Origin of the sequence: Salmonella sp. 32120201201600049SM (assembly GCF_017572835.1) — a bacterium.
Lineage (GTDB): Bacteria > Pseudomonadota > Gammaproteobacteria > Enterobacterales > Enterobacteriaceae > Salmonella > Salmonella enterica.
Window position 1 is genome coordinate 128,912 of record NZ_JAGESA010000011.1, and the last position, 19,372, is coordinate 148,283.

Annotated in this window: 21 protein-coding genes, 1 tRNA gene and 3 pseudogenes; 9 read left to right on the forward strand and 16 right to left on the reverse strand. The window is 50.6% G+C overall.

All coding sequences use genetic code 11. The features are described 5' to 3' along the window. Nucleotides 1-33 precede the first annotated feature (33 nt). The 4 genes from purK to ppiB all read right to left on the reverse strand — a co-directional run bounded on the left by purK (nucleotide 34) and on the right by ppiB (nucleotide 2,944). Nucleotides 34-1,101 carry a 5-(carboxyamino)imidazole ribonucleotide synthase gene (purK, locus tag J4650_RS18880; RefSeq protein ID WP_000815603.1) on the reverse strand — a complete coding sequence of 356 codons (1,068 nt, stop codon included), beginning with the start codon at nucleotides 1,099-1,101 and terminating at the stop codon, nucleotides 34-36. Beyond that, complete coding sequence (gene purE / locus J4650_RS18885; protein ID WP_000098736.1) at nucleotides 1,098-1,607, reverse strand: 5-(carboxyamino)imidazole ribonucleotide mutase; 510 nt, start codon at nucleotides 1,605-1,607, stop codon at nucleotides 1,098-1,100. The genes purK and purE overlap by 4 nt, the downstream gene beginning before the upstream one ends. 117 nt (nucleotides 1,608-1,724) lie before the next feature. Beyond that, nucleotides 1,725-2,447, reverse strand: coding sequence for a UDP-2,3-diacylglucosamine diphosphatase (gene lpxH, locus J4650_RS18890; RefSeq protein WP_023993881.1), 723 nt, complete (start codon nucleotides 2,445-2,447; stop codon nucleotides 1,725-1,727). Nucleotides 2,448-2,449: 2 nt separating this feature from the next. After that, nucleotides 2,450-2,944 carry a peptidylprolyl isomerase B gene (gene ppiB, locus J4650_RS18895; RefSeq protein WP_000255991.1) on the reverse strand — a complete coding sequence of 165 codons (495 nt, stop codon included), beginning with the start codon at nucleotides 2,942-2,944 and terminating at the stop codon, nucleotides 2,450-2,452. Nucleotides 2,945-3,116: 172 nt separating this feature from the next. Here ppiB and cysS point away from each other — a divergent pair, with 172 nt between their 5' ends. Beyond that, nucleotides 3,117-4,502 carry a cysteine--tRNA ligase gene (cysS, locus tag J4650_RS18900; protein WP_000912377.1) on the forward strand — a complete coding sequence of 462 codons (1,386 nt, stop codon included), beginning with the start codon at nucleotides 3,117-3,119 and terminating at the stop codon, nucleotides 4,500-4,502. A gap of 44 nt (nucleotides 4,503-4,546) precedes the next feature. On the opposite strand, the gene J4650_RS18905 is transcribed toward cysS, so the two are convergent. From J4650_RS18905 to folD, 5 genes are all read right to left on the reverse strand, one after another. Continuing rightward, nucleotides 4,547-5,371, reverse strand: coding sequence for a DUF2145 domain-containing protein (locus J4650_RS18905; protein WP_000819118.1), 825 nt, complete (start codon nucleotides 5,369-5,371; stop codon nucleotides 4,547-4,549). Beyond that, on the reverse strand, nucleotides 5,368-5,805 hold the full coding sequence (locus tag J4650_RS18910) for an STM0539 family protein (protein ID WP_001038580.1): 438 nt from the start codon (nucleotides 5,803-5,805) through the stop codon (nucleotides 5,368-5,370). Before J4650_RS18910 ends, J4650_RS18905 begins: the two co-directional genes overlap by 4 nt. Then, nucleotides 5,798-6,343 carry a metal-dependent hydrolase gene (locus J4650_RS18915; RefSeq protein WP_001143571.1) on the reverse strand — a complete coding sequence of 182 codons (546 nt, stop codon included), beginning with the start codon at nucleotides 6,341-6,343 and terminating at the stop codon, nucleotides 5,798-5,800. Before J4650_RS18915 ends, J4650_RS18910 begins: the two co-directional genes overlap by 8 nt. 126 nt (nucleotides 6,344-6,469) lie before the next feature. Next, nucleotides 6,470-6,682 (reverse strand): ribosome-associated protein YbcJ, encoded by a 213-nt coding sequence (gene ybcJ, locus J4650_RS18920; RefSeq protein WP_000190281.1) that lies wholly within the window; start codon nucleotides 6,680-6,682, stop codon nucleotides 6,470-6,472. 1 nt (nucleotide 6,683) lies between these two features. After that, nucleotides 6,684-7,550 carry a bifunctional methylenetetrahydrofolate dehydrogenase/methenyltetrahydrofolate cyclohydrolase FolD gene (gene folD / locus J4650_RS18925; RefSeq protein ID WP_000729165.1) on the reverse strand — a complete coding sequence of 289 codons (867 nt, stop codon included), beginning with the start codon at nucleotides 7,548-7,550 and terminating at the stop codon, nucleotides 6,684-6,686. A gap of 545 nt (nucleotides 7,551-8,095) precedes the next feature. Here folD and fimA point away from each other — a divergent pair. The 6 genes from fimA to sfmF all read left to right on the forward strand — a co-directional run bounded on the left by fimA (nucleotide 8,096) and on the right by sfmF (nucleotide 14,190). Next, nucleotides 8,096-8,653 (forward strand): type 1 fimbrial protein subunit FimA, encoded by a 558-nt coding sequence (gene fimA / locus J4650_RS18930; protein ID WP_023993880.1) that lies wholly within the window; start codon nucleotides 8,096-8,098, stop codon nucleotides 8,651-8,653. A gap of 74 nt (nucleotides 8,654-8,727) precedes the next feature. Next, nucleotides 8,728-9,261: a type 1 fimbrial protein subunit FimI gene (gene fimI, locus J4650_RS18935; protein WP_000619618.1), complete on the forward strand. Its 534-nt coding sequence runs from the start codon at nucleotides 8,728-8,730 to the stop codon at nucleotides 9,259-9,261. Nucleotides 9,262-9,304: 43 nt separating this feature from the next. After that, nucleotides 9,305-9,997, forward strand: coding sequence for a type 1 fimbria chaperone FimC (gene fimC / locus J4650_RS18940; RefSeq protein ID WP_023993879.1), 693 nt, complete (start codon nucleotides 9,305-9,307; stop codon nucleotides 9,995-9,997). A 30-nt stretch (nucleotides 9,998-10,027) separates the two neighbouring features. Next, nucleotides 10,028-12,640 carry a fimbrial biogenesis usher protein gene (locus tag J4650_RS18945; protein ID WP_023993878.1) on the forward strand — a complete coding sequence of 871 codons (2,613 nt, stop codon included), beginning with the start codon at nucleotides 10,028-10,030 and terminating at the stop codon, nucleotides 12,638-12,640. A gap of 14 nt (nucleotides 12,641-12,654) precedes the next feature. Beyond that, nucleotides 12,655-13,662: a type 1 fimbria D-mannose specific adhesin FimH gene (gene fimH / locus J4650_RS18950; RefSeq protein ID WP_023256935.1), complete on the forward strand. Its 1,008-nt coding sequence runs from the start codon at nucleotides 12,655-12,657 to the stop codon at nucleotides 13,660-13,662. A gap of 9 nt (nucleotides 13,663-13,671) precedes the next feature. Beyond that, complete coding sequence (gene sfmF, locus J4650_RS18955; RefSeq protein ID WP_000577507.1) at nucleotides 13,672-14,190, forward strand: fimbria assembly protein; 519 nt, start codon at nucleotides 13,672-13,674, stop codon at nucleotides 14,188-14,190. 45 nt (nucleotides 14,191-14,235) lie between these two features. Here the strand turns inward: sfmF and fimZ are convergent, their stop codons facing one another. The 4 genes from fimZ to fimW form a co-directional block, all read right to left on the reverse strand. Continuing rightward, complete coding sequence (gene fimZ / locus J4650_RS18960) at nucleotides 14,236-14,868, reverse strand: fimbria biosynthesis transcriptional regulator FimZ (protein ID WP_000801273.1); 633 nt, start codon at nucleotides 14,866-14,868, stop codon at nucleotides 14,236-14,238. A gap of 603 nt (nucleotides 14,869-15,471) precedes the next feature. Further along, nucleotides 15,472-16,194: a fimbria biosynthesis regulator FimY gene (fimY, locus tag J4650_RS18965; protein WP_023993876.1), complete on the reverse strand. Its 723-nt coding sequence runs from the start codon at nucleotides 16,192-16,194 to the stop codon at nucleotides 15,472-15,474. An 18-nt stretch (nucleotides 16,195-16,212) separates the two neighbouring features. After that, nucleotides 16,213-16,524 (reverse strand): hypothetical protein, encoded by a 312-nt coding sequence (locus J4650_RS18970; RefSeq protein ID WP_023203049.1) that lies wholly within the window; start codon nucleotides 16,522-16,524, stop codon nucleotides 16,213-16,215. Between the two features lie 161 nt (nucleotides 16,525-16,685). Further along, a complete protein-coding gene (fimW, locus tag J4650_RS18975; RefSeq protein ID WP_000948629.1) occupies nucleotides 16,686-17,282 on the reverse strand; it encodes a fimbria biosynthesis transcriptional regulator FimW in 597 nt (198 codons plus the stop codon). A gap of 254 nt (nucleotides 17,283-17,536) precedes the next feature. Here fimW and J4650_RS18980 point away from each other — a divergent pair. Further along, nucleotides 17,537-17,613: transfer RNA gene (locus J4650_RS18980), tRNA-Arg, on the forward strand. Nucleotides 17,614-17,628: 15 nt separating this feature from the next. Here the strand turns inward: J4650_RS18980 and J4650_RS18985 are convergent. The 3 genes and pseudogenes from J4650_RS18985 to J4650_RS18995 form a co-directional block, all read right to left on the reverse strand. After that, nucleotides 17,629-17,870: pseudogene (locus tag J4650_RS18985) on the reverse strand (tyrosine-type recombinase/integrase); the annotation flags it as partial. 1 nt (nucleotide 17,871) lies between these two features. Beyond that, nucleotides 17,872-18,167, reverse strand: a pseudogene (locus J4650_RS18990) (transposase); the annotation flags it as partial. A 102-nt stretch (nucleotides 18,168-18,269) separates the two neighbouring features. Then, a complete protein-coding gene (locus tag J4650_RS18995) occupies nucleotides 18,270-18,545 on the reverse strand; it encodes a hypothetical protein (protein WP_000021431.1) in 276 nt (91 codons plus the stop codon). A 737-nt stretch (nucleotides 18,546-19,282) separates the two neighbouring features. On the opposite strand from J4650_RS18995, the pseudogene J4650_RS19000 reads away from it, so the two are divergent. Then, nucleotides 19,283-19,372 (forward strand): annotated as a pseudogene (locus J4650_RS19000) (GtrA family protein); the annotation flags it as partial.

A 19,372-nucleotide genomic window follows, 5' to 3' on the forward strand; every position in this document is an offset into this window, starting at 1 on the left:
GGGCGGCGACAGAGAATGCGCCGCCCACGCTGTTTATTTAAGCTTACTTTGCGCCCAGATAATGCCACTGGCGTATTCGCCCGGCAGGAGCGGAGAGAGTGCTTCCAGGGTGGCGCTAAGACGTGACGTATCGCTGTCGGTCAGATTCAGATGGCCGACTTTTCGCCCCGGACGTACCGCTTTATCATACCAGTGCAGATGTACCAGCGGCAGCTTCAGCCAGTCGTAATTCAGCTCGCTGCCGATCAGGTTGATCATCACCGACGGGGCGTTAATCACCGGCGCGGGCAACGGCAGGCCGGTAATCGCGCGCAAATGCAATTCAAACTGACTGATGCTGGCGCCATTTTGCGTCCAGTGTCCGCTGTTATGCACGCGCGGCGCCAGTTCATTGATTAACAGGCCTTCCGGCGTGATAAAACATTCCATCGCCATTACGCCGACGTAGTTCAACGCCTGCATAATTGCTGACAGCATCGATTCCGCCTGCTCCTGCTGTTCGGCGTTCGCCTGTGGGAACGCGACGCTGGTCCGCAAGATGCCGTCCTGATGCAAATTGTGCGTTAGCGGGTAAAACACGGTACTGCCGTCATGAGCGCGAGCGCCGACTAACGACACTTCGCCGGAAAAATGGATACCGCGCTCAACAATACATTCGCCATAGCAGTCATCCGGCAGTTGCCCGGTTTCGTCCGCGCGTAGACGCCACTGCCCGCGACCGTCGTAGCCGCCAACGCGACGCTTAATAATCGCCAGTTCGCCCAGGCGGTCAAAGATGCCGGACCACTCGTCGGTGCTGGTCAGCAGCTGCCACGGCGCGGTCGCGAGTCCCAGTTTATCGAAAAGCTGTTTTTGTGTCAGACGGTCGGCGATGATCGGAAATACATCGCGATTGACGAAGGCCGGGTGGCGCGCCAGCTCGCGGGTAAGCGCGGTTTCCGGCCAGCGCTCAATCTCTGCGGTAATGACGCTCTGCTGTACCGGCACGGCGGTAGGCTCTGCATCCAGACCAACCGGCCAGACGGCGATACCCAGCGGTTCGCCCGCCTGGCGCAGCATTCGGCCCAGTTGTCCGTTGCCGAGAACGCAAACTTGCTTCATAGCGTCCCCCGCGGATCGGGATTTTCCAGAACTTCATCGGTTTGCGCTTTGCGCCAGTCGGCAATGCGCTGATGCAGTTCCGCGTCGTGTTGCGCCAGAATCTGCGCGGCGAGCAGGGCGGCGTTAGCGGCACCGGCTTTACCGATCGCCAGCGTACCCACCGGAATGCCGCGCGGCATCTGCACGATGGAGTAGAGGCTATCCACGCCGCTTAGCGCAGCGCTTTGTACCGGCACGCCGAGTACCGGGACCAGCGTTTTTGCCGCAATCATTCCCGGCAGGTGCGCCGCGCCGCCCGCGCCGGCAATAATCACTTGATATCCGTTCTCTTCCGCCGTTTCGGCGAAGCTGAACAGTTTATCGGGGGTGCGATGAGCGGAAACCACTTCTACATGGTGCGGGACATCCAGAATTTCAAAAATTTCGGCGGCGAATTGCATGGTAGCCCAGTCGCTTTTGGACCCCATCACGATGGCGACACGCGCCGGATTATTGCGGGAAGACATGCGTCTTAAAACTCCTGTGGTGCGGGACACGCTGCTTTTGAGGTGTCAGAGAATAGCATGATAATCAGGCAAGGAAAACGGTTGCGTGTACGCCGTAACGGACGATTCGACGAACATTTACAGGGGGAAGGCGATTAACTCCACGTTGTCCGGCGTGACTTTTACCATTGAACCTTCATGATGCCATGCGCCTAACACCACGCGGAATGCGGGCTGGTCGTTGACGGAAAGTTCATGCACTGCCGGGCGGTGGGTATGACCGTGAATCAGCCACTGTACGCGGTGTTTTTCCATTTCGGCGACGACGGTCTGCGCATTGACGTCCATAATATCCAGCGATTTGCTGCTGTTGGCGGCTTTACTGCCGGCGCGCATTCTGGCGGCGATACGGCGGCGGATAAACAGCGGCAGGGTAAGGAACAGTCGTTGCACCCACGGATTATGGACTTTGGCGCGAAACGCCTGATATCCGGCATCATCGGTACAGAGCGTATCGCCGTGCATAATCAACACATTGCGGCCATACAGGTCGAGCACTTTTTCCTGCGGCAGTAGAATCATGCCGCTTTCGCGGGCAAAGCGTTTGCCAATCAGGAAGTCGCGATTACCATGAATAAAGAAGCAGGGAACGCCAACATTCACCACCGCTTTGATGGCGGCGGCTATCTCACGATGTAGCGGGTTGGGGTCGTCGTCGCCAATCCAGGCCTCGAAGAGATCGCCAAGAATATACAGCGCGTCGGCCTGACGGGCTTCTACGGCTAAAAAACGCAGAAAACCGGCGACGATCGCCGGTTCTTCCGTTTGCAGATGCAAGTCTGCAATAAACAGTGTCGCCACGATTACTCGCTGACGGTCACGTTTTCAATGATGACGTCTTCTTTTGGTACGTCCTGGTGCATACCGCTACGGCCAGTGGCGACGCCTTTGATTTTATCTACCACGTCCATACCTTCTACGACTTCCGCAAAGACGCAGTAGCCCCAGCCCTGCAAACTTTCGCCGGAGAAGTTCAGGAAGTCGTTGTCTGCCACGTTGATGAAGAATTGCGCGGTAGCCGAGTGTGGCGCCTGAGTACGCGCCATTGCCAGCGTACCACGGGTATTTTTCAGACCATTGTTGGCTTCGTTTTTGATCGCCTCTTTGGTGGCTTTCTGTTTCATGCCCGGCTCAAAGCCGCCGCCCTGAATCATAAAACCGTTAATCACACGGTGGAAAATGGTGTTGTTGTAAAAACCTTCGCGGCAGTAGTCCAGGAAGTTTTTAACTGTTTCAGGCGCTTTATCATCAAAGGTTTTGATTACGATATCGCCGTGATTAGTGTGGAAAGTAACCATTTATGCATCCTGTTCCAAGAGAGTGGTGCTTTAGCCCGCAATGGGGCACATATAGGGGCTTGTTATAGCATAACCGTAAGCTGCGATCACCTTGCAAAGTGTGCTGCTTCGATTACGAATAATATGTATCATACAGAGATTATTACCCACACACGTCTATACGGAATCTTCGATGTTAAAAATTTTTAATACACTGACGCGCCAAAAAGAGGAATTCAAACCCATTCATGCCGGGGAAGTCGGCATGTACGTGTGTGGTATCACCGTTTACGATCTCTGCCACATTGGCCACGGACGCACGTTTGTCGCTTTTGACGTTGTCGCACGCTATTTGCGTTTTCTCGGTTATAAGCTGAAGTATGTGCGTAACATTACCGATATCGACGATAAAATTATTAAACGCGCCAATGAAAATGGCGAAAGTTTTGTCGCGCTGGTCGACAGAATGATTGCGGAAATGCATCAGGACTTCGACGCGCTGAATATTCTGCGTCCGGACAGCGAGCCGCGTGCGACGCACCATATTCAGGAAATTATCGAACTCACCCGCACCTTAATCGAGAAAGGGCACGCCTATGTGGCGGATAACGGCGATGTGATGTTTGATGTACCGACCGATCCGACTTATGGGCAGCTTTCCCGTCAGGATCTTGAGCAGCTTCAGGCGGGCGCGCGCGTGGATGTCGTTGACGTGAAGCGTAACCCGATGGACTTCGTGCTGTGGAAAATGTCGAAAGAGGGCGAGCCGAGCTGGCCGTCGCCGTGGGGCGAAGGGCGTCCGGGCTGGCACATTGAATGTTCGGCGATGAACTGCAAGCAGTTGGGCAACCATTTTGATATTCACGGCGGCGGTTCCGATCTGATGTTCCCGCACCATGAAAACGAGATTGCCCAGTCTACCTGCGCGCATGACGGCGAATACGTCAACTACTGGATGCACTCCGGTATGGTGATGGTGGATCGCGAGAAGATGTCCAAATCGCTGGGCAACTTCTTTACCGTGCGCGACGTGCTGAAATACTACGATGCGGAAACTGTGCGCTACTTCCTGATGTCCGGGCATTACCGTAGCCAACTGAACTACAGCGAAGAGAACCTCAAGCAGGCGCGCGCTTCGCTGGAGCGGCTATACACTGCATTGCGTGGAACGGATAAATCAGCGGCCCCGGCGGGCGGCGAGGCGTTTGAAGCGCGTTTCGTGGAGGCGATGAATGACGATTTCAACACGCCGGAAGCCTACTCCGTCCTGTTTGATATGGCGCGTGAAGTCAACCGTCTGAAGGGCGAAGATATGACCGCCGCGAATGCGATGGCGTCTCATCTGCGGAAGATTTCCGGCGTGCTGGGACTGCTGGAGCAGGAGCCGGATGTTTTCCTGCAAAGCGGCGCGCAGGCGGATGACGGTGAAGTTGCGGAAATTGAAGCCTTGATTCAACAGCGTCTGGATGCCCGTAAAGCGAAAGACTGGGCGGCGGCGGACGCGGCGCGCGATCGTCTCACTGAAATGGGTATTATTCTGGAGGATGGCCCGCAGGGCACCACCTGGCGACGTAAGTAAGCGCTTTTACAGGCCGCTCTATTTGCATAGAACGGCCTGTTTTTTTATTTTTTCGCGCCGGGCGAAAGATAAACACACACCGACTCCCCCAGATTCTGATGTTCACACCCGGGCATTGCCCGGCTGTAATGGGCAATAAAGCGGATGACGCTGTCGCCGCTGTTTAGCCCCACATTTCCTTTTCGCAGCAATTCTGCTGGCTGATCGTCGGTGAAAACGTTAGGGGTGAACAGTTTTGCGCCTAATCGTTCAAAAGTGCCAGCACTAACGATAGAGGGTTGATAACCCTGAAGCTGCAACCAGCGGCGGGCATCATTACGTGACCAAATCTGCGCATCGTTTGCTCGCGCAAACACTTCGAGAAGCCAGCCATTCGAATTCTGATAAGGGCCGGAAAAAGGCCACGCAATCAGGTTATAGCGGGGACTGTGGAAGAGATTGAGTTTGATAGCGCTATGTAAGAGCGTTTGTAATGCCGTCGCGATATCTGAACGCGGGCGCAAAACGGCAATGCTCTGATTCACCAGGTCATCAGCCAGAAACTCATACAGACCTTGTATATAGAGCGCTGATTCAGCGGTTCCGCAAGTATTCAGATTATGGTAAACCCGCCAGTCTCCGTTTGGCTGGCGCATGGCATAGCCAGCATGTGACCAGGTTAAATGTCGGCTCGACATATCTTGCCCCTGGCGAACCAGAATGACGACCGGATCGGATTGACTGTTAAGCTGTTGTTTGAGCTGTAGCGCCTGATCCATTGTCGCTGCGATGCTCTCCGGCGTGTTTGCTTTTTGGTGACAGTTAGCACTGTCTGCATAAGCGTTGAGCGAGATTGCGCTGAGCCACAGGGCAAACGCGAACCGCTTCATTTGGCCGGTACCGTCTGGTTGCTGGAAAGTCCTGCGTCGTCCTGATTTACCATATGGGCAAGGACTTTGCCCTCTTTTTTCAAATAAGCGCCGGTGCCTTCCTGCGTTTTTTCCAGAGTGACTTTATCACCTGCTTTGAGGTTGCCTTCTTTGACGACATGTAGCGGAACTTGCATTTTAATGTCTTTGTTATCGGGGGACTTAGTGGTTAACAGCGCGGTTTTTTGCTTTTTATTTTCGACAACAGATCCAATACTCAGGTTGAGCGGCAGCAGTACGGGGGAGAGTATAATTCCGCTAACCAGTGCGGAACTGCCCACGCTGACAACCGCAGACGATGCCGCATACCATCCAGTGGCAGACATTTCTTCGCTATAGCTGGCGTGGGAAAATGAGAAACAGACGACCGCGGCGGCGAATGTCATTTTATTCATATTGATTCCTTTTAATATGCGTTTTAAGTACCCATAGAAATAACACTAAAATACTTCCCGGCAACCACACCCACAGCAATTCTGAGAGAATGACCTGGTGTCCATACGGCGTGATGTAGCTTGAAAGCGCAAACGGCGCGACTTTAATCACCTGCCAGGGCGCAAAGAAACGTTCATCCGACCACGGCCACAGCCAGCCGACGCCTTTCCCACCCGTGGTTATCGAATCCAGCAGGCTGTGCGACAGCAATGAAACGGTTAAAAACAGCCAGCAGCGCACCTGCCCCGCTCGAAACCATCGTCGTCCCGCGAGTACGCACAACAGGGGGAGGACGAATGCGAAAAGTAAAGAATGGGTAAATCCACGATGGCCGAACACGTTGCCGTAGGCGACGCCAAATTTAAAGGCCAGCACGTCGGCATCGGGGAGCATCGCCAGCACAACACCGGCAAACAGCAGGCGAGGAGGGATAACTTTCAGGCCTAAGCCTGCGCCAAGACACAGAGGAACGGCGGCGTGGGTGATAACGGTAGGCATAGCGATGGTTCACAGGGAAATAGCCATGCTAGCAGTTGGAACGCAGAGGATTAAGTGGATGATTATCTGAAAAGACAGCGTAATCAGGCCGGATAAGACGCTTTGCGTCGCTATCCGGCACTTGTATCAGGCCACGACGTTCACACTTTGGCCTTCAAAGCTAACGGTTTGCCCGGCGACAATTTTGCAGCGTTTACGCGTTTCAACCACGCCATCAACCTTCACCAACCCGTCGGCAATGGCGATTTTCGCCTGCGCGCCGCTTTCGCTCCAGCCTTCCAGCTTGAGCAGATCGCACAGCTCGACGTGCGGGTGCTTGCCTAAAGAGAATGTCGCCATGTTATTTTCCTTGTGGATCGTGATATTCAATGCACGCCTGCAGCGTGTTTTCGATAAGCGTGGCGACCGTCATAGGGCCGACGCCGCCCGGTACTGGCGTGATATATGACGCGCGCGCCGCGGCTTCGTCAAACACGACGTCGCCAACGACCTTGCCATTTTCCAGACGGTTAATACCGACATCAATCACAATTGCGCCTTCTTTAATCCATTCGCCGGGAATAAAGCCCGGTTTACCTACGGCGACAATGAGCAAATCAGCATGCTCGACATGGTGACGCAGATCTTTGGTAAAGCGGTGCGTAACGGTAGTCGTACAGCCAGCCAGCAGCAGCTCCATGCTCATCGGGCGTCCAACGATATTGGACGCGCCAATGACCACCGCATTCAGGCCGTAGGTATCAATATTGTAACGCTCAAGCAGCGTCACAATACCGCGGGGCGTACAGGGACGCAGGCGTGGCGCACGCTGACACAGACGACCGACATTATAAGGATGGAAACCGTCTACGTCTTTATCTGGCGCGATACGCTCCAGCACTTTAACGTTGTCGATACCTGCCGGTAAAGGCAACTGCACCAGAATACCGTCGATCGTGTTATCTGCATTCAGAGTATCGATAAGCGCCAGCAGTTCGGCTTCGCTGGTGGTTTCTGGCAGGTCATAGGAGCGGGAGACGAATCCCACTTCGTCGCACGCTTTACGTTTGCTTGCGACATAAATCTGTGAGGCCGGATTGCTGCCGACCAACACCACAGCCAGGCCGGGAGCGCGAAGTCCTGCTGCGACGCGTGCCTGAACTTTTTGAGCAACCTCAGATCGCACCTGCTGCGCAATCGTTTTACCGTCAATAATCTTTGCTGCCATCAGAGAGAAGATTCCATCTGTTACTTCAAGTCAAAGGGGATGACGCTATTTTGTCAGAAGCGGGCCTCGCTGTCAGTTAACGTTTGTGTTTCCGATGCAAACGCGATGTCTCCCCCGTTCGTTGCCGATGCTGAGACGTGACCCGTAAGCGCGCCATGATTAACCAAAAAGAAACAATTCATCACCCTGGCTATGGTTACCGTAATCCTCGTCGTTAATAGCATCGGGCGGCATAATGCGACATTTTATACAAAATAAGATTAGACCCTTCTTATATCCCAATAAGAATTAGCTTAGGTCATTAAAAGAGTTTGCGGCTATTTTTTATTTAGCGAAATGTTTAATTTATTACCGTGACGAAATGTCATATTCGCAAAGATTAATTACTGCGTCTGATACTCAGGGGAGAAACAGAAAACTAATTAATCTGCGATATCTATCTTTACAGGATGCAGAGATAACTTTTCTGACATGCTATGTCGATAATAATTCAAACGGAGCCGACAGGATGCCGAAACCGGGTGTGTGTAATTCAAGGGAAATCCATGAAACATAAATTAATGACCTCTACTATTGCGAGTCTGATGTTTGTCGCTGGCGCAGCGGTTGCGGCTGATCCTACTCCGGTGAGCGTGAGTGGCGGTACTATTCATTTCGAAGGTAAACTGGTTAATGCAGCCTGTGCCGTCAGCACTAAATCCGCCGATCAAACGGTGACGCTGGGTCAATACCGTACCGCCAGCTTTACGGCGATTGGTAATACGACTGCGCAGGTGCCTTTCTCCATCGTCCTGAATGACTGCGATCCGAAAGTGGCGGCCACCGCTGCCGTGGCTTTCTCTGGTCAGGCAGATAACACAAACCCTAATTTGCTGGCTGTCTCCTCTGCGGACAATAGCACTACCGCAACCGGCGTCGGGATTGAGATTCTTGATAATACCTCTTCACCGTTGAAGCCGGACGGCGCGACCTTCTCGGCGAAGCAGGCGCTGGGTGAAGGCACCAATACGCTGCGTTTTACCGCACGCTATAAGGCAACCGCCGCCGCCACGACGCCAGGCCAGGCTAATGCCGACGCCACCTTTATCATGAAATACGAATAATCCAGTCTGGGAACGCCAGGGAAGGGAGGCGCCTCAACGGAAGAGGCTATCGGGGATAAAAGAGAACATAGCAGATGATAAGGAAAGGCGCGGCGCTAGTGGGGCTTGTTTTGATGTCGCCCGTTATTGCGCAGCCGGTAATGGTGGAGAGCGGGCGTGTTCACCTGCGCGGACAACTGGTCAATGGCGGCTGCGCTGTCGCCACTGAAAGCCAGGATTTGCGCGTACTGATGGGACAGTACCGCACGAATGCGTTTACCGGTCCTGGCAGCTTCGCTCCCGTCAGCGTTCCATTTTCGTTACGGTTAATCTCCTGTAGCGCGGAGGTCTGGCGTCATGTCGGCATTGCGTTTGCCGGCGTTACGCCTGCGGAAGATCCCCATGTTTTTCTGGCCAGCGGCGAGGGTATCGGTAATGCCGGAATCGGCCTGGCATTATTTGATGACCAGCAGCGGCAAATCATACCTAACACGTTACCGCTTCATTACACGCCCATTTTAACGTCAGAAATGACTTTGCATTTTACTGCCCGCTATCGGGCAATTTCAGAAAATATGACGCCGGGACGAATTCATTCAGAAGTGTGGTTTACGCTGGTTTACCCATGAATTTTCTTGCCGACGTGACTCAATGCAAAAGGTATTTTTTACCATGCTGAATAGTATAAAATTAGGCTTTCTTGTTCTTCTCACGTTATTTACTTCGCTGAACGTACAGGCAGCGGGGGGGATTGCATTAGGCGCCACGCGAGTTATTTATCCCTCGGCGGCGAAGCAGACTTCTCTGGCAATCAGTAATAGCGATACTCAAGAACGTTACCTCGTCAATTCATGGATCGAAAATAGCGCCGGGCAGAAAGAAAAAACGTTTATCGTTACGCCGCCTTTATTCGTCAGCGAACCCAAAAGCGAAAACACGCTGCGTATTATCTACGCCGGGCAACCGCTACCCGGGGATCGGGAGTCGTTATTCTGGATGAACGTGAAAGCCATCCCGTCGGTCGATAAAAGTCATATTGAAGGAAAAAACGTTCTGCAACTGGCGATTCTGTCGCGCATCAAACTGTTCGTGCGTCCGGCGAATTTGCCGCAGACGCCGGAAGACGCGCCGACCTTGCTGAAATTTTCCCGTGTCGGCAACCATCTCAAGATAACCAACCCATCTGCTTATTACCTCACGCTGGTCAATATCAGCGTGGGCGCGAAAAAGATTGATAACGTGATGATCGCGCCAAAAAGCGACATGCAAATTCCCTTACCGACTGGCGCGCAGGGCAGCGTGACATTTCAGTCCGTCAATGATTACGGCGCATTGACGTCGGCGACAACGGCCAGTCTCGGTTAAGCAGAGAGCGTGAAGCCACACGAGAACACGATGAAGAAGACAACCTGGTTTGCAGGGCGATTTCCCGGCTATGTATCACCGTTAAGCGGCGTGGCGCTGTCGGTGCTGGCGGCGCTGTGTCCGCTGACAAGCCGCGGCGAAAGTTATTTCAACCCTGCGTTTTTGTCGGCGGATACCGCGTCCGTGGCGGATTTATCTCGCTTTGAAAAAGGTAATCATCAGCCTCCCGGTATTTACCGGGTGGATATCTGGCGTAACGACGAATTCGTAGCGACGCAGGATATTCGTTTTGAGGCGGGCGCCGTGGGCGCCGGCGATAAATCCGGCGGCCTGATGCCTTGTTTTACACCGGAGTGGATTAAACGGCTGGGCGTGAATACCGCGGTGTTCCCTGTCTCAGATAAAGGCGTCGATACCACGTGTATTCACCTTCCTGAGAAAATCCCGGGCGCGGAGGTCGCGTTCGATTTCGCGTTGATGCGCTTAAATATTAGCTTGCCGCAGGCGTCATTGCTCAACAGCGCGCGTGGCTATATCCCGCCGGAAGAGTGGGATGAAGGGATACCCGCCGCACTCATTAATTACAGTTTTACCGGTAGCCGCGGAACAGACAGCGATAGCTATTTTTTGAGTCTGTTGAGTGGTTTGAACTATGGCCCCTGGCGGCTGCGTAATAACGGAGCCTGGAATTATTCGAAAGGGGACGGCTATCATTCGCAACGCTGGAACAACATTGGCACTTGGGTACAGCGTGCCATCATTCCGCTAAAAAGCGAACTGGTCATAGGGGACAGCAATACCGGGAACGATGTTTTCGACAGCGTCGGCTTTCGCGGAGCGCGGCTGTACTCTTCTGACAATATGTATCCCGATAGCCTGCAGGGCTACGCCCCCACGGTTAGAGGAATCGCCCGGACGGCGGCAAAGCTGACGATACGACAGAACGGGTATGTTATCTACCAAAGCTATGTGTCGCCGGGCGCGTTTGCGATTACCGATCTTAATCCTACCTCTTCCAGCGGCGACCTTGAGGTGACGGTAGATGAAAAAGACGGTAGCCAACAACGTTACACGGTGCCTTACTCTACCGTTCCGCTATTGCAGCGTGAGGGCAGGGTGAAGTATGACCTGGTGGCCGGGGATTTTCGCAGCGGCAATAGTCAGCAGTCTTCACCATTCTTTTTCCAGGGAACGGTGATTGCCGGCCTGCCTGCGGGGCTGACGGCTTACGGTGGTACGCAACTTGCCGATCGTTACCGTGCCGTGGTGGTCGGGGCGGGGCGAAATTTGGGCGACTGGGGTGCCGTGTCGGTCGATGTCACACATGCGCGTAGCCAACTGGCAGATGACAGCACCCATCAGGGGCAATCGTTGCGTTTTCTGTACGCCAAATCGCTGAATAATTACGGGACTAATTTTCAATTGCTGGGTTACCGCTATTCCACGCGCGGATTTTACACCCTGGATGATGTGGCATACCGCAGTATGGAAGGGTACGACTACGAATACGATAGCGACGGACGCCGCCATAAAGTGCCGGTGGCGCAGAGCTACCACAATCTCCGTTACAGCAAAAAAGGCCGCTTTCAGGTCAATATTTCGCAAAATCTGGGGGATTACGGGTCACTGTATCTTTCCGGCAGTCAACAAAATTACTGGAATACGGCGGATACCAATACCTGGTATCAACTGGGATACGCCAGTGGATGGCAAGGCATAAGTTATTCGCTGTCATGGTCGTGGAACGAATCGGTGGGGATCTCAGGCGCCGACCGCATTCTGGCATTCAATATGTCCGTTCCGTTTAGCGTTCTGACCGGACGGCGTTATGCGCGCGACACTCTTCTTGATCGTACTTATGCCACGTTTAACGCCAACCGCAACCGCGACGGCGACAATAGCTGGCAGACCGGCGTGGGTGGCACGCTTCTGGAAGGACGTAATCTGAGCTACAGCGTGACGCAGGGTCGTAGCAGTACCAATAGTTATAGCGGCAGCGCCAGCGCTAGCTGGCAGGCGACGTATGGCACGCTGGGCGTGGGATATAACTACGATCGCGATCAGCATGACTATAACTGGCAACTTTCCGGCGGCGTGGTCGGTCATGCGGATGGTATTACGTTTAGCCAACCGTTGGGCGATACCAATGTCTTGATTAAAGCGCCGGGAGCGAAAGGCGTGCGCATCGAAAACCAGACCGGCGTGAAAACGGACTGGCGGGGCTATGCGGTAATGCCCTACGCCACGGTATATCGCTATAACCGCGTCGCGTTAGATACCAACACGATGGACAACCATACCGATGTCGAAAATAACGTCAGCAGCGTAGTGCCGACAGAGGGCGCGCTGGTGCGGGCCGCTTTTGATACGCGGATAGGCGTAAGGGCAATCATTACCGCGAGGCTTGGCGGACGTCCGTTACCGTTTGGCGCGATAGTACGAGAAACCGCCAGCGGCATTACCAGTATGGTCGGCGATGACGGACAAATTTATCTGAGCGGCTTGCCGCTAAAAGGTGAACTGTTCATCCAGTGGGGAGAGGGGAAAAACGCGCGTTGTATCGCCCCTTACGCCCTGGCGGAGGATAGCCTGAAGCAGGCGATTACGATAGCCAGCGCAACCTGTATCCGTCCGGCGTCATAAAAGGAAAAATAGAGATGAAAATATACTCAGCGCTATTGCTGGCGGGGACCGCGCTCTTTTTCACACATCCCGCGCTGGCGACGGTTTGCCGCAATTCAAACGGGACGGTGACCGATATCTTTTACGACCTGTCAGATGTTTTCACCAGCGGCAATAATCAGCCGGGACAGGTGGTTACGCTGCCGGAAAAATCTGGTTGGGTCGGCGTAAACGCGACGTGCCCGGCGGGGACAACGGTAAATTATACCTACCGAAGCTATGTATCAGAATTACCGGTACAAAGCACCGAAGGAAATTTTAAATACCTCAAGCTGAATGACTACCTTCTGGGCGCGATGAGCATCACCGATAGTGTCGCTGGCGTATTTTATCCGCCCCGTAACTATATTCGCATGGGCGTCGACTCTAACGTGTCGCAGCAAAAGCCGTTTGGCGTGCAGGACTCAAAGCTGGTTTTTAAATTAAAAGTGATACGGCCTTTTATTAATATGGTGACGATCCCCCGCCAGACAATGTTTACCGTCTATGTGACGACCTCTACCGGCGACGCGTTGAGCACGCCGGTGTATACCATTAGCTACAGCGGCAAAGTGGAAGTACCGCAAAACTGTGAAGTGAATGCCGGACAGGTCGTGGAGTTTGATTTCGGCGATATCGGCGCGTCGTTATTTAGTCAGGCGGGGGCGGGTAATCGTCCGCAAGGCGTCACGCCGCAAACGAAAACCATTGCTATCAAATGTACCAACGTCGCGGCGCAGGCCTATTTATCTATGCGGCTTGAAGCCGAAAAGGCCTCAGGGCAGGCGATGGTGTCCGATAATCCGGATTTAGGCTTTGTGGTTGCTAATAGCAACGGTACGCCGCTCACACCCAATAATTTGTCGAGTAAAATTCCGTTTCATCTTGATGATAACGCCGCCGCTCGCGTAGGTATTCGCGCCTGGCCGATCAGCGTGACGGGGAATAAACCGGTGGAAGGGCCGTTTACTGCGCGCGGCTATCTACGAGTCGATTATGATTAAGGAGGCATAATGATCTTTCGGCGCGTTTTCATCGCTATTGGTTGTGTTTTGTTCAGCCCGCTGAGTCAGGCCAACTCATCTCTGGGCGAAGTGAATATTGAACTGCGCGGTAACGTGGTGGATTTTACCTGCGCCGTGGTTGCGGGCGACAGTAACAAATCGGTTAACCTCGGCACCTGGCCGACAAAACAGCTTCACGCCGCCGGTGACGCCACGCAACCGGTAGCCTTTAGCCTAAAACTTGAAGGCTGCCCGCCGGGGTCGGCGTCTATAACGTTTTCCGGGACGCCAGCGCCCGGCACGGCATTACTGGCGCTTGCTGATACGGCAATGGCGCAAAAACTGGCGATTGAAATTCGCGATGGCGATCAACGTCGATTGCCGCTTGAACAGGCCAGCAAGGCCGTCGATATTGACAACAACGGCAATGCTACCCTGAAATTCTATGCGAACTATATCGCCTTAGCCGATGGCGTGCAGCCCGGACTTGCTAACGCGGATGCGACCTTCCTGATCAATTACAATTAGTGTCCGTTATTGTGGCTCCCGAACGATAATTCGTCGGGAGTACCTTTACAATAATTCGTGTGATTTGGCGTAATCGATAAGCTCAACGATAGAGTGAAGGCCAAGTTTAGAAAATATATTGGCCTTATGCGCGCTGATAGTCTTGTTACTCAATAAAAGTTGCTCGGCAATTTCTTTGTTAGACATTCCATTGGCCAGATAGCGCAGCACGGTAACTTCGCGGTTAGATAGTGGCATATCATGGTGCCCGCCTTTGGGGGTACGGGTATTACTGATGAAATTAAGCGTCTCAGATGGGAAAAAAGAATAGCCGGATAAAATCATTTTTACCGCATTATAAATATCATTGAGGTCTTTGCGTTTACTTACAAATCCGTTTGCGCCCGCTCTTATTGCTCTTCCGGCATAAAAAGCCTCTGATTTTGACGATAAAAAAAGTATCCGGGTATGTTCCTGGATAGATTTGATTCGTTTAAGTAAGGTAAAGCCGTCGGTGCCCGGTAATTCAATATCCAGAATGACAAGGTCAACAGGATAAGTGCGAAGATACTCTATCGCTGTTCGGCTATCATCCGTTTTCAGGACAACCTGAATATTGCTATTTTTACCGAGTAAAACTTCGATCGACATTCTTACAATAGGGTGTTCGTCCATAATGATAACAGATGCAGGTTTCATTGTTGTATGCCTCAGACTGTTATGCGTCCTTCGTTTTAGAATAAGCGTCAGACACCTTAAAGATTGTGAAATAGCCAGATCTACACACCACACAGTGGAGCAATAATAAAGAATGAGACCTCCCTGTTGACTGGCTATTTTGCGTAAGAGTAATAAATATGTGGAATATCCATTTCGCACCAACAAAAAAGAAATTTCTGATTAAGTAAAAACAATATGGATTATACCTGGTCTGATTTCTCGGAAAAGTCTTGCGAAATGCGAATTATGGATAGCGGGTAGGATGTTCTGTGGCGTTATAGAAAATTTGTTCGTGGTAGAGTTATTTTCTTTAGAGTTGACATTGAGTAGTTTAAACTGTTGTTTTTAAGTATAAAAATAATATGAAAGACTAATTGTTTAGTATTTGTTATGTAATAACAGAAAGATGTTGACGCTGGAGACCTCAAAAAACGAGGAGGGACAGGGGGCGATGTAAGAAAAAAATTTTTATCGCTTACCAGGACGAGTTGTAAATATTAATTTTATGTGAAATATTTACATTTAATGGAAGTGAAAATAAGTAATTTCTTAAAAAATCTTATTCACCAAAACGTTAGTTCGTTAAAAAATGTCGTGGAAAGTAACGTTTAACTGCTGGATCAGCCGAAGAAAGCTTTGCCTGTGGGGAAGGTTAAGGAGGGTGATAAGTTGTTTAAGCCGGTAAACTACACGATGATAAGGTACGCTTTGCTGACGTGCTATTTCTTTTAAAGAGGCACCTTGCGCTAAAGTTTCAATCATCAACCAGTCAGTACGGCTAAAGCTTTCCGATAAGCGAGGTTTGGCGGCTGATAACAAGGCTTCGCGTACTGAGGCCAGGTTTTGTTGTCGTGACAGAACAAAAAAACTCCCAGCCATACGGATAAACTGTGTTATAGCGGGGGTTTTATCTGATACCAGCAGGTAAATCTGGATATCGCTTTGTTGCCAACTGAGCGCGCGTAGCTGGTTAAGCGCCTCAATACAGGAGACAGGTAGCGCCTCCATATCTACAATCAGTTGTCTGAGCGACCCCTTTTCAATCCACAAAGAAATGTCATCTAATGAGCGGAATGCAGCGGTACGTTTTCCGGAAAATAAGTAGTGACTCAATGAATAGCCGAGGTAGTTATCAGTTGTAATTATTGCCTGGGAAATGATACCAACCGGCAAGGCATAATTAAGCTGTTGGTCCAGTAACTCAAGGCGATCAAATATCTGCGGCGTTGGAGAGTGATAACGGCAGGCGCAGTCTTTGGCATTTCTTAAACGGCGGTGTCTTTCCCTGCGTGGTACGCTGCGCATCCTGCTTTTTCCATTGCTCTAATATATATCTGGTAATATGGCTGGCCATAAATAACCTTGTCCCATCGTTGCACCAGCGTAAAAAGCAATGCTTCGTTGCTCTGATGTTTCAATGCCTTCCATCAGCATTAACTGCTGAAAAAAAACTTCGCTATCATGTTTTGACGGAAGTTGCGTCAGGACCTCATAGCCGATTAATTGCGCAGTTGAGAGATTAACGATTGGCTCAGATTTTAACAATCTGCTGTTGAGATATGAATGACGTGTGGGTGAAGACGCCAGGTGTGGGGGATTTATCCTTTCCTTTAATAAAGTACCCTGTGCCACCAAACACTCCTCCAGGCATTTATGATGCAGCCATATATTTTCGACCCCTGAATCTATCAGGATATTATGGGCATCATTGTGGCAGCGTTAAAAAAATGCCTGTAGGTATCGTTACTTAATTATTGGTGAGATATTTCGTAAGCCTTGTAAAAAGTTAAGTGAGTTTACTTACTGAGTAAGAAATGAAGGTTAACTCTAATATACTTTAAAAACTGCTGCTCCGTTTTAACATGTAATTTGCGCATAATGCTCCGGCGGAGTGACTTTGTCTGCTCTTCAGAAAGTGAAAGTAAAGCAGCCGTTTCGCTTAAATGATAACCGCTGGCGATCAGTTTTAACAGGTGACGTTCTGTTACTGAAAAATGACGAGTCGTGCAGTAGTGGCAAATGCCAGAAGGGACGCTATGTCGAAGCGCTCGCTTATGTAAGATCAATATCATTTTCCGGGTAATTTCTTCAACATCATCTTCCCGATAAATATGCGGCAGCATATACAGACATGGTCTGAACATGAGCTTTTCTTTATCGCATTTATTACAAATAATCACCCGTAGCTGATGTTGGGTATGCATAGGTATCTGGTAACAGCCTGCGCTGAACCAATCATCATCCAGGGCCAGGAAAGCGATATCGGCATTATCTATCTCTTCTGGCGGCAGAAAGTCAATTTTCTGCTGCCATTGATTCGCCAGACGCGTCATGATGATTTTCAAACCATGCTCAAAGTGACTGTTTTGTTCCTTAATAGCGATACTCAGCATAAAAAATATCCTACACGGCAGGTGAATCATGGTGAAATATTAAAGAAACTTATTGATTTTCTAAATACTGGCGGCCTTAATTCCCACTTTATGCGTGCTGAGATGTGTCCAGGCGATTTCCTGGAACCTGGCATTGCGCCAGAAAAGACGATATTCGTACACTTAGTCAGCAACCAGAACAAAAGCCATTGACTCAGGAGTACCTGACCGTATAATTCTCGCGTTTCGTCTACACGAAGTCTTCACTTCACAAGGCGCCCTTAGCTCAGTTGGATAGAGCAACGGCCTTCTAAGCCGTGGGTCGCAGGTTCGAATCCTGCAGGGCGCGCCATTATATATCAACTGGTTATGCCTCTTTAATTCCCTCCTTATTTTCCATATGGGACATATTTGGGACACCATCACTGAAAATCGAGTCAATTTGCTTCGCGTGTTCCGTTAAATGGTTCGGCGCAAGGTGAGCATATCTGTGAACCATTTCAATAGATTTCCATCCCCCATTTCCTAAAGCACTGACAGTGGAACTCCTGATTGAATTAACCAGCTTGCCCATGTGTGCCTAAGGCCGTGAAAGCGAAAGTCTTCTATTTTTATTTTCGCCCAGCCATATACCCGGCTGCGCTTTCTGGCCTTCGGTGTTGATACCCAGCGCGAGGAAGACGGCTTTGTTTATGATGCTGTGACTTTGGATATCAATGTGAGCGACACATCGGCGTCGTACATTTCTTTGAAGGTGGCGGAGATTTCGCGCGTGACCATGCCTTTGACATACAGCGATAAAATCTGGCTGTCCATCTGTGTGAGCCGCGTCTGGTTCTTCTTAATCAACTGAGGTTTGAAGGTGTTTTCACGGTCACGCGGCGTGTTCAGTTCAATCTCGCCATCACCGCAATTTACCTGTCCTCGTTATCGGAATGAATATATCAAAAACAGGCAGATACACAATTTAAATTACAGTCTCTCAACAAAACGTAGATGCACCTTGTTTTATTTTTCTTTCTCTTCTACAGGGCCAATGAAACGCGTCTCCAATCGACAGACATTATTGGAAACCCCGTCAAAGTTGCCCCCTTGAGTTCCTGTTGCCAGCGGCATGAAGAAAATCCCGTTATATCCACCAAACGTGCGCACATTATCAGCATTGCAATTCTGTGTGGAACTGGAGTAAATGGCTGTAGTTTCGGTTAACTGGTAGATATCTAGGTTCTCGATAACCCCGCCGATGATTCTCACATCCGGCCACGTGATAGTCTCAATAGACAAAAATGATCAGGCAGTGATATCCGTGCCTGTCTGTCGTAATATCGCATGACCGCCAATTTCGGAGATGCAACGGTGCACTAGAGAGATTTTTGATGAGTAATATTCCGCGACGGGCAAAATACATTTTTTAACGCTTTCTGTAGCCTCAATATACTGCTTATTCTCAAATGTACTCCCGGCATTCGGCATGGTGCCAAATTTAGTCGCATCTCATGGGCCGATGATACATTTCTACGCATAGGTAGAGGCCACTGCAATAGTGTCTCTCTCATCTGTTAATCCGGTTTTATCTACACCCTGAAAAACGCAGCGACATTCCCCTGATGATCTGCATGCCAGCAGCACATAATCCCCAATAGACAGTGGAATAAAAATACTAAAATAAGAGTAAATAGTTGATTATAAAATTATTAATCTGCGGGATTCGAACTTGGAACCCTCGACTTAGAAGTTTCTGTAACCGCCGTTTAAGCCAACAAGTTATCCTGTTATCAATGCAAACACATGACCCACCTTCGAGAAACATACAAAGCTTTGTATGCCCCAAATCACCAGGTAATCATCAAACTCGCTGTAACTCACAGCATTTTCCAATATCAACCTATCGATTGCAACGATCGATTTTAATGTGTATGATAGTTGTAAGCTATCAAACACTAGATTATTGATCGTCTTTATCGATCAAATCAATTTGTAGTGCTACACTCCAGACCTTTCCGAATCCGCTGATTTTCATAATGTTGAAGTTATTCGCTAAGTACACATCGATCGGTGTTCTTAACACGCTTATTCATTGGGGCGTATTTGCTTTTTGTGTGTATGGGATG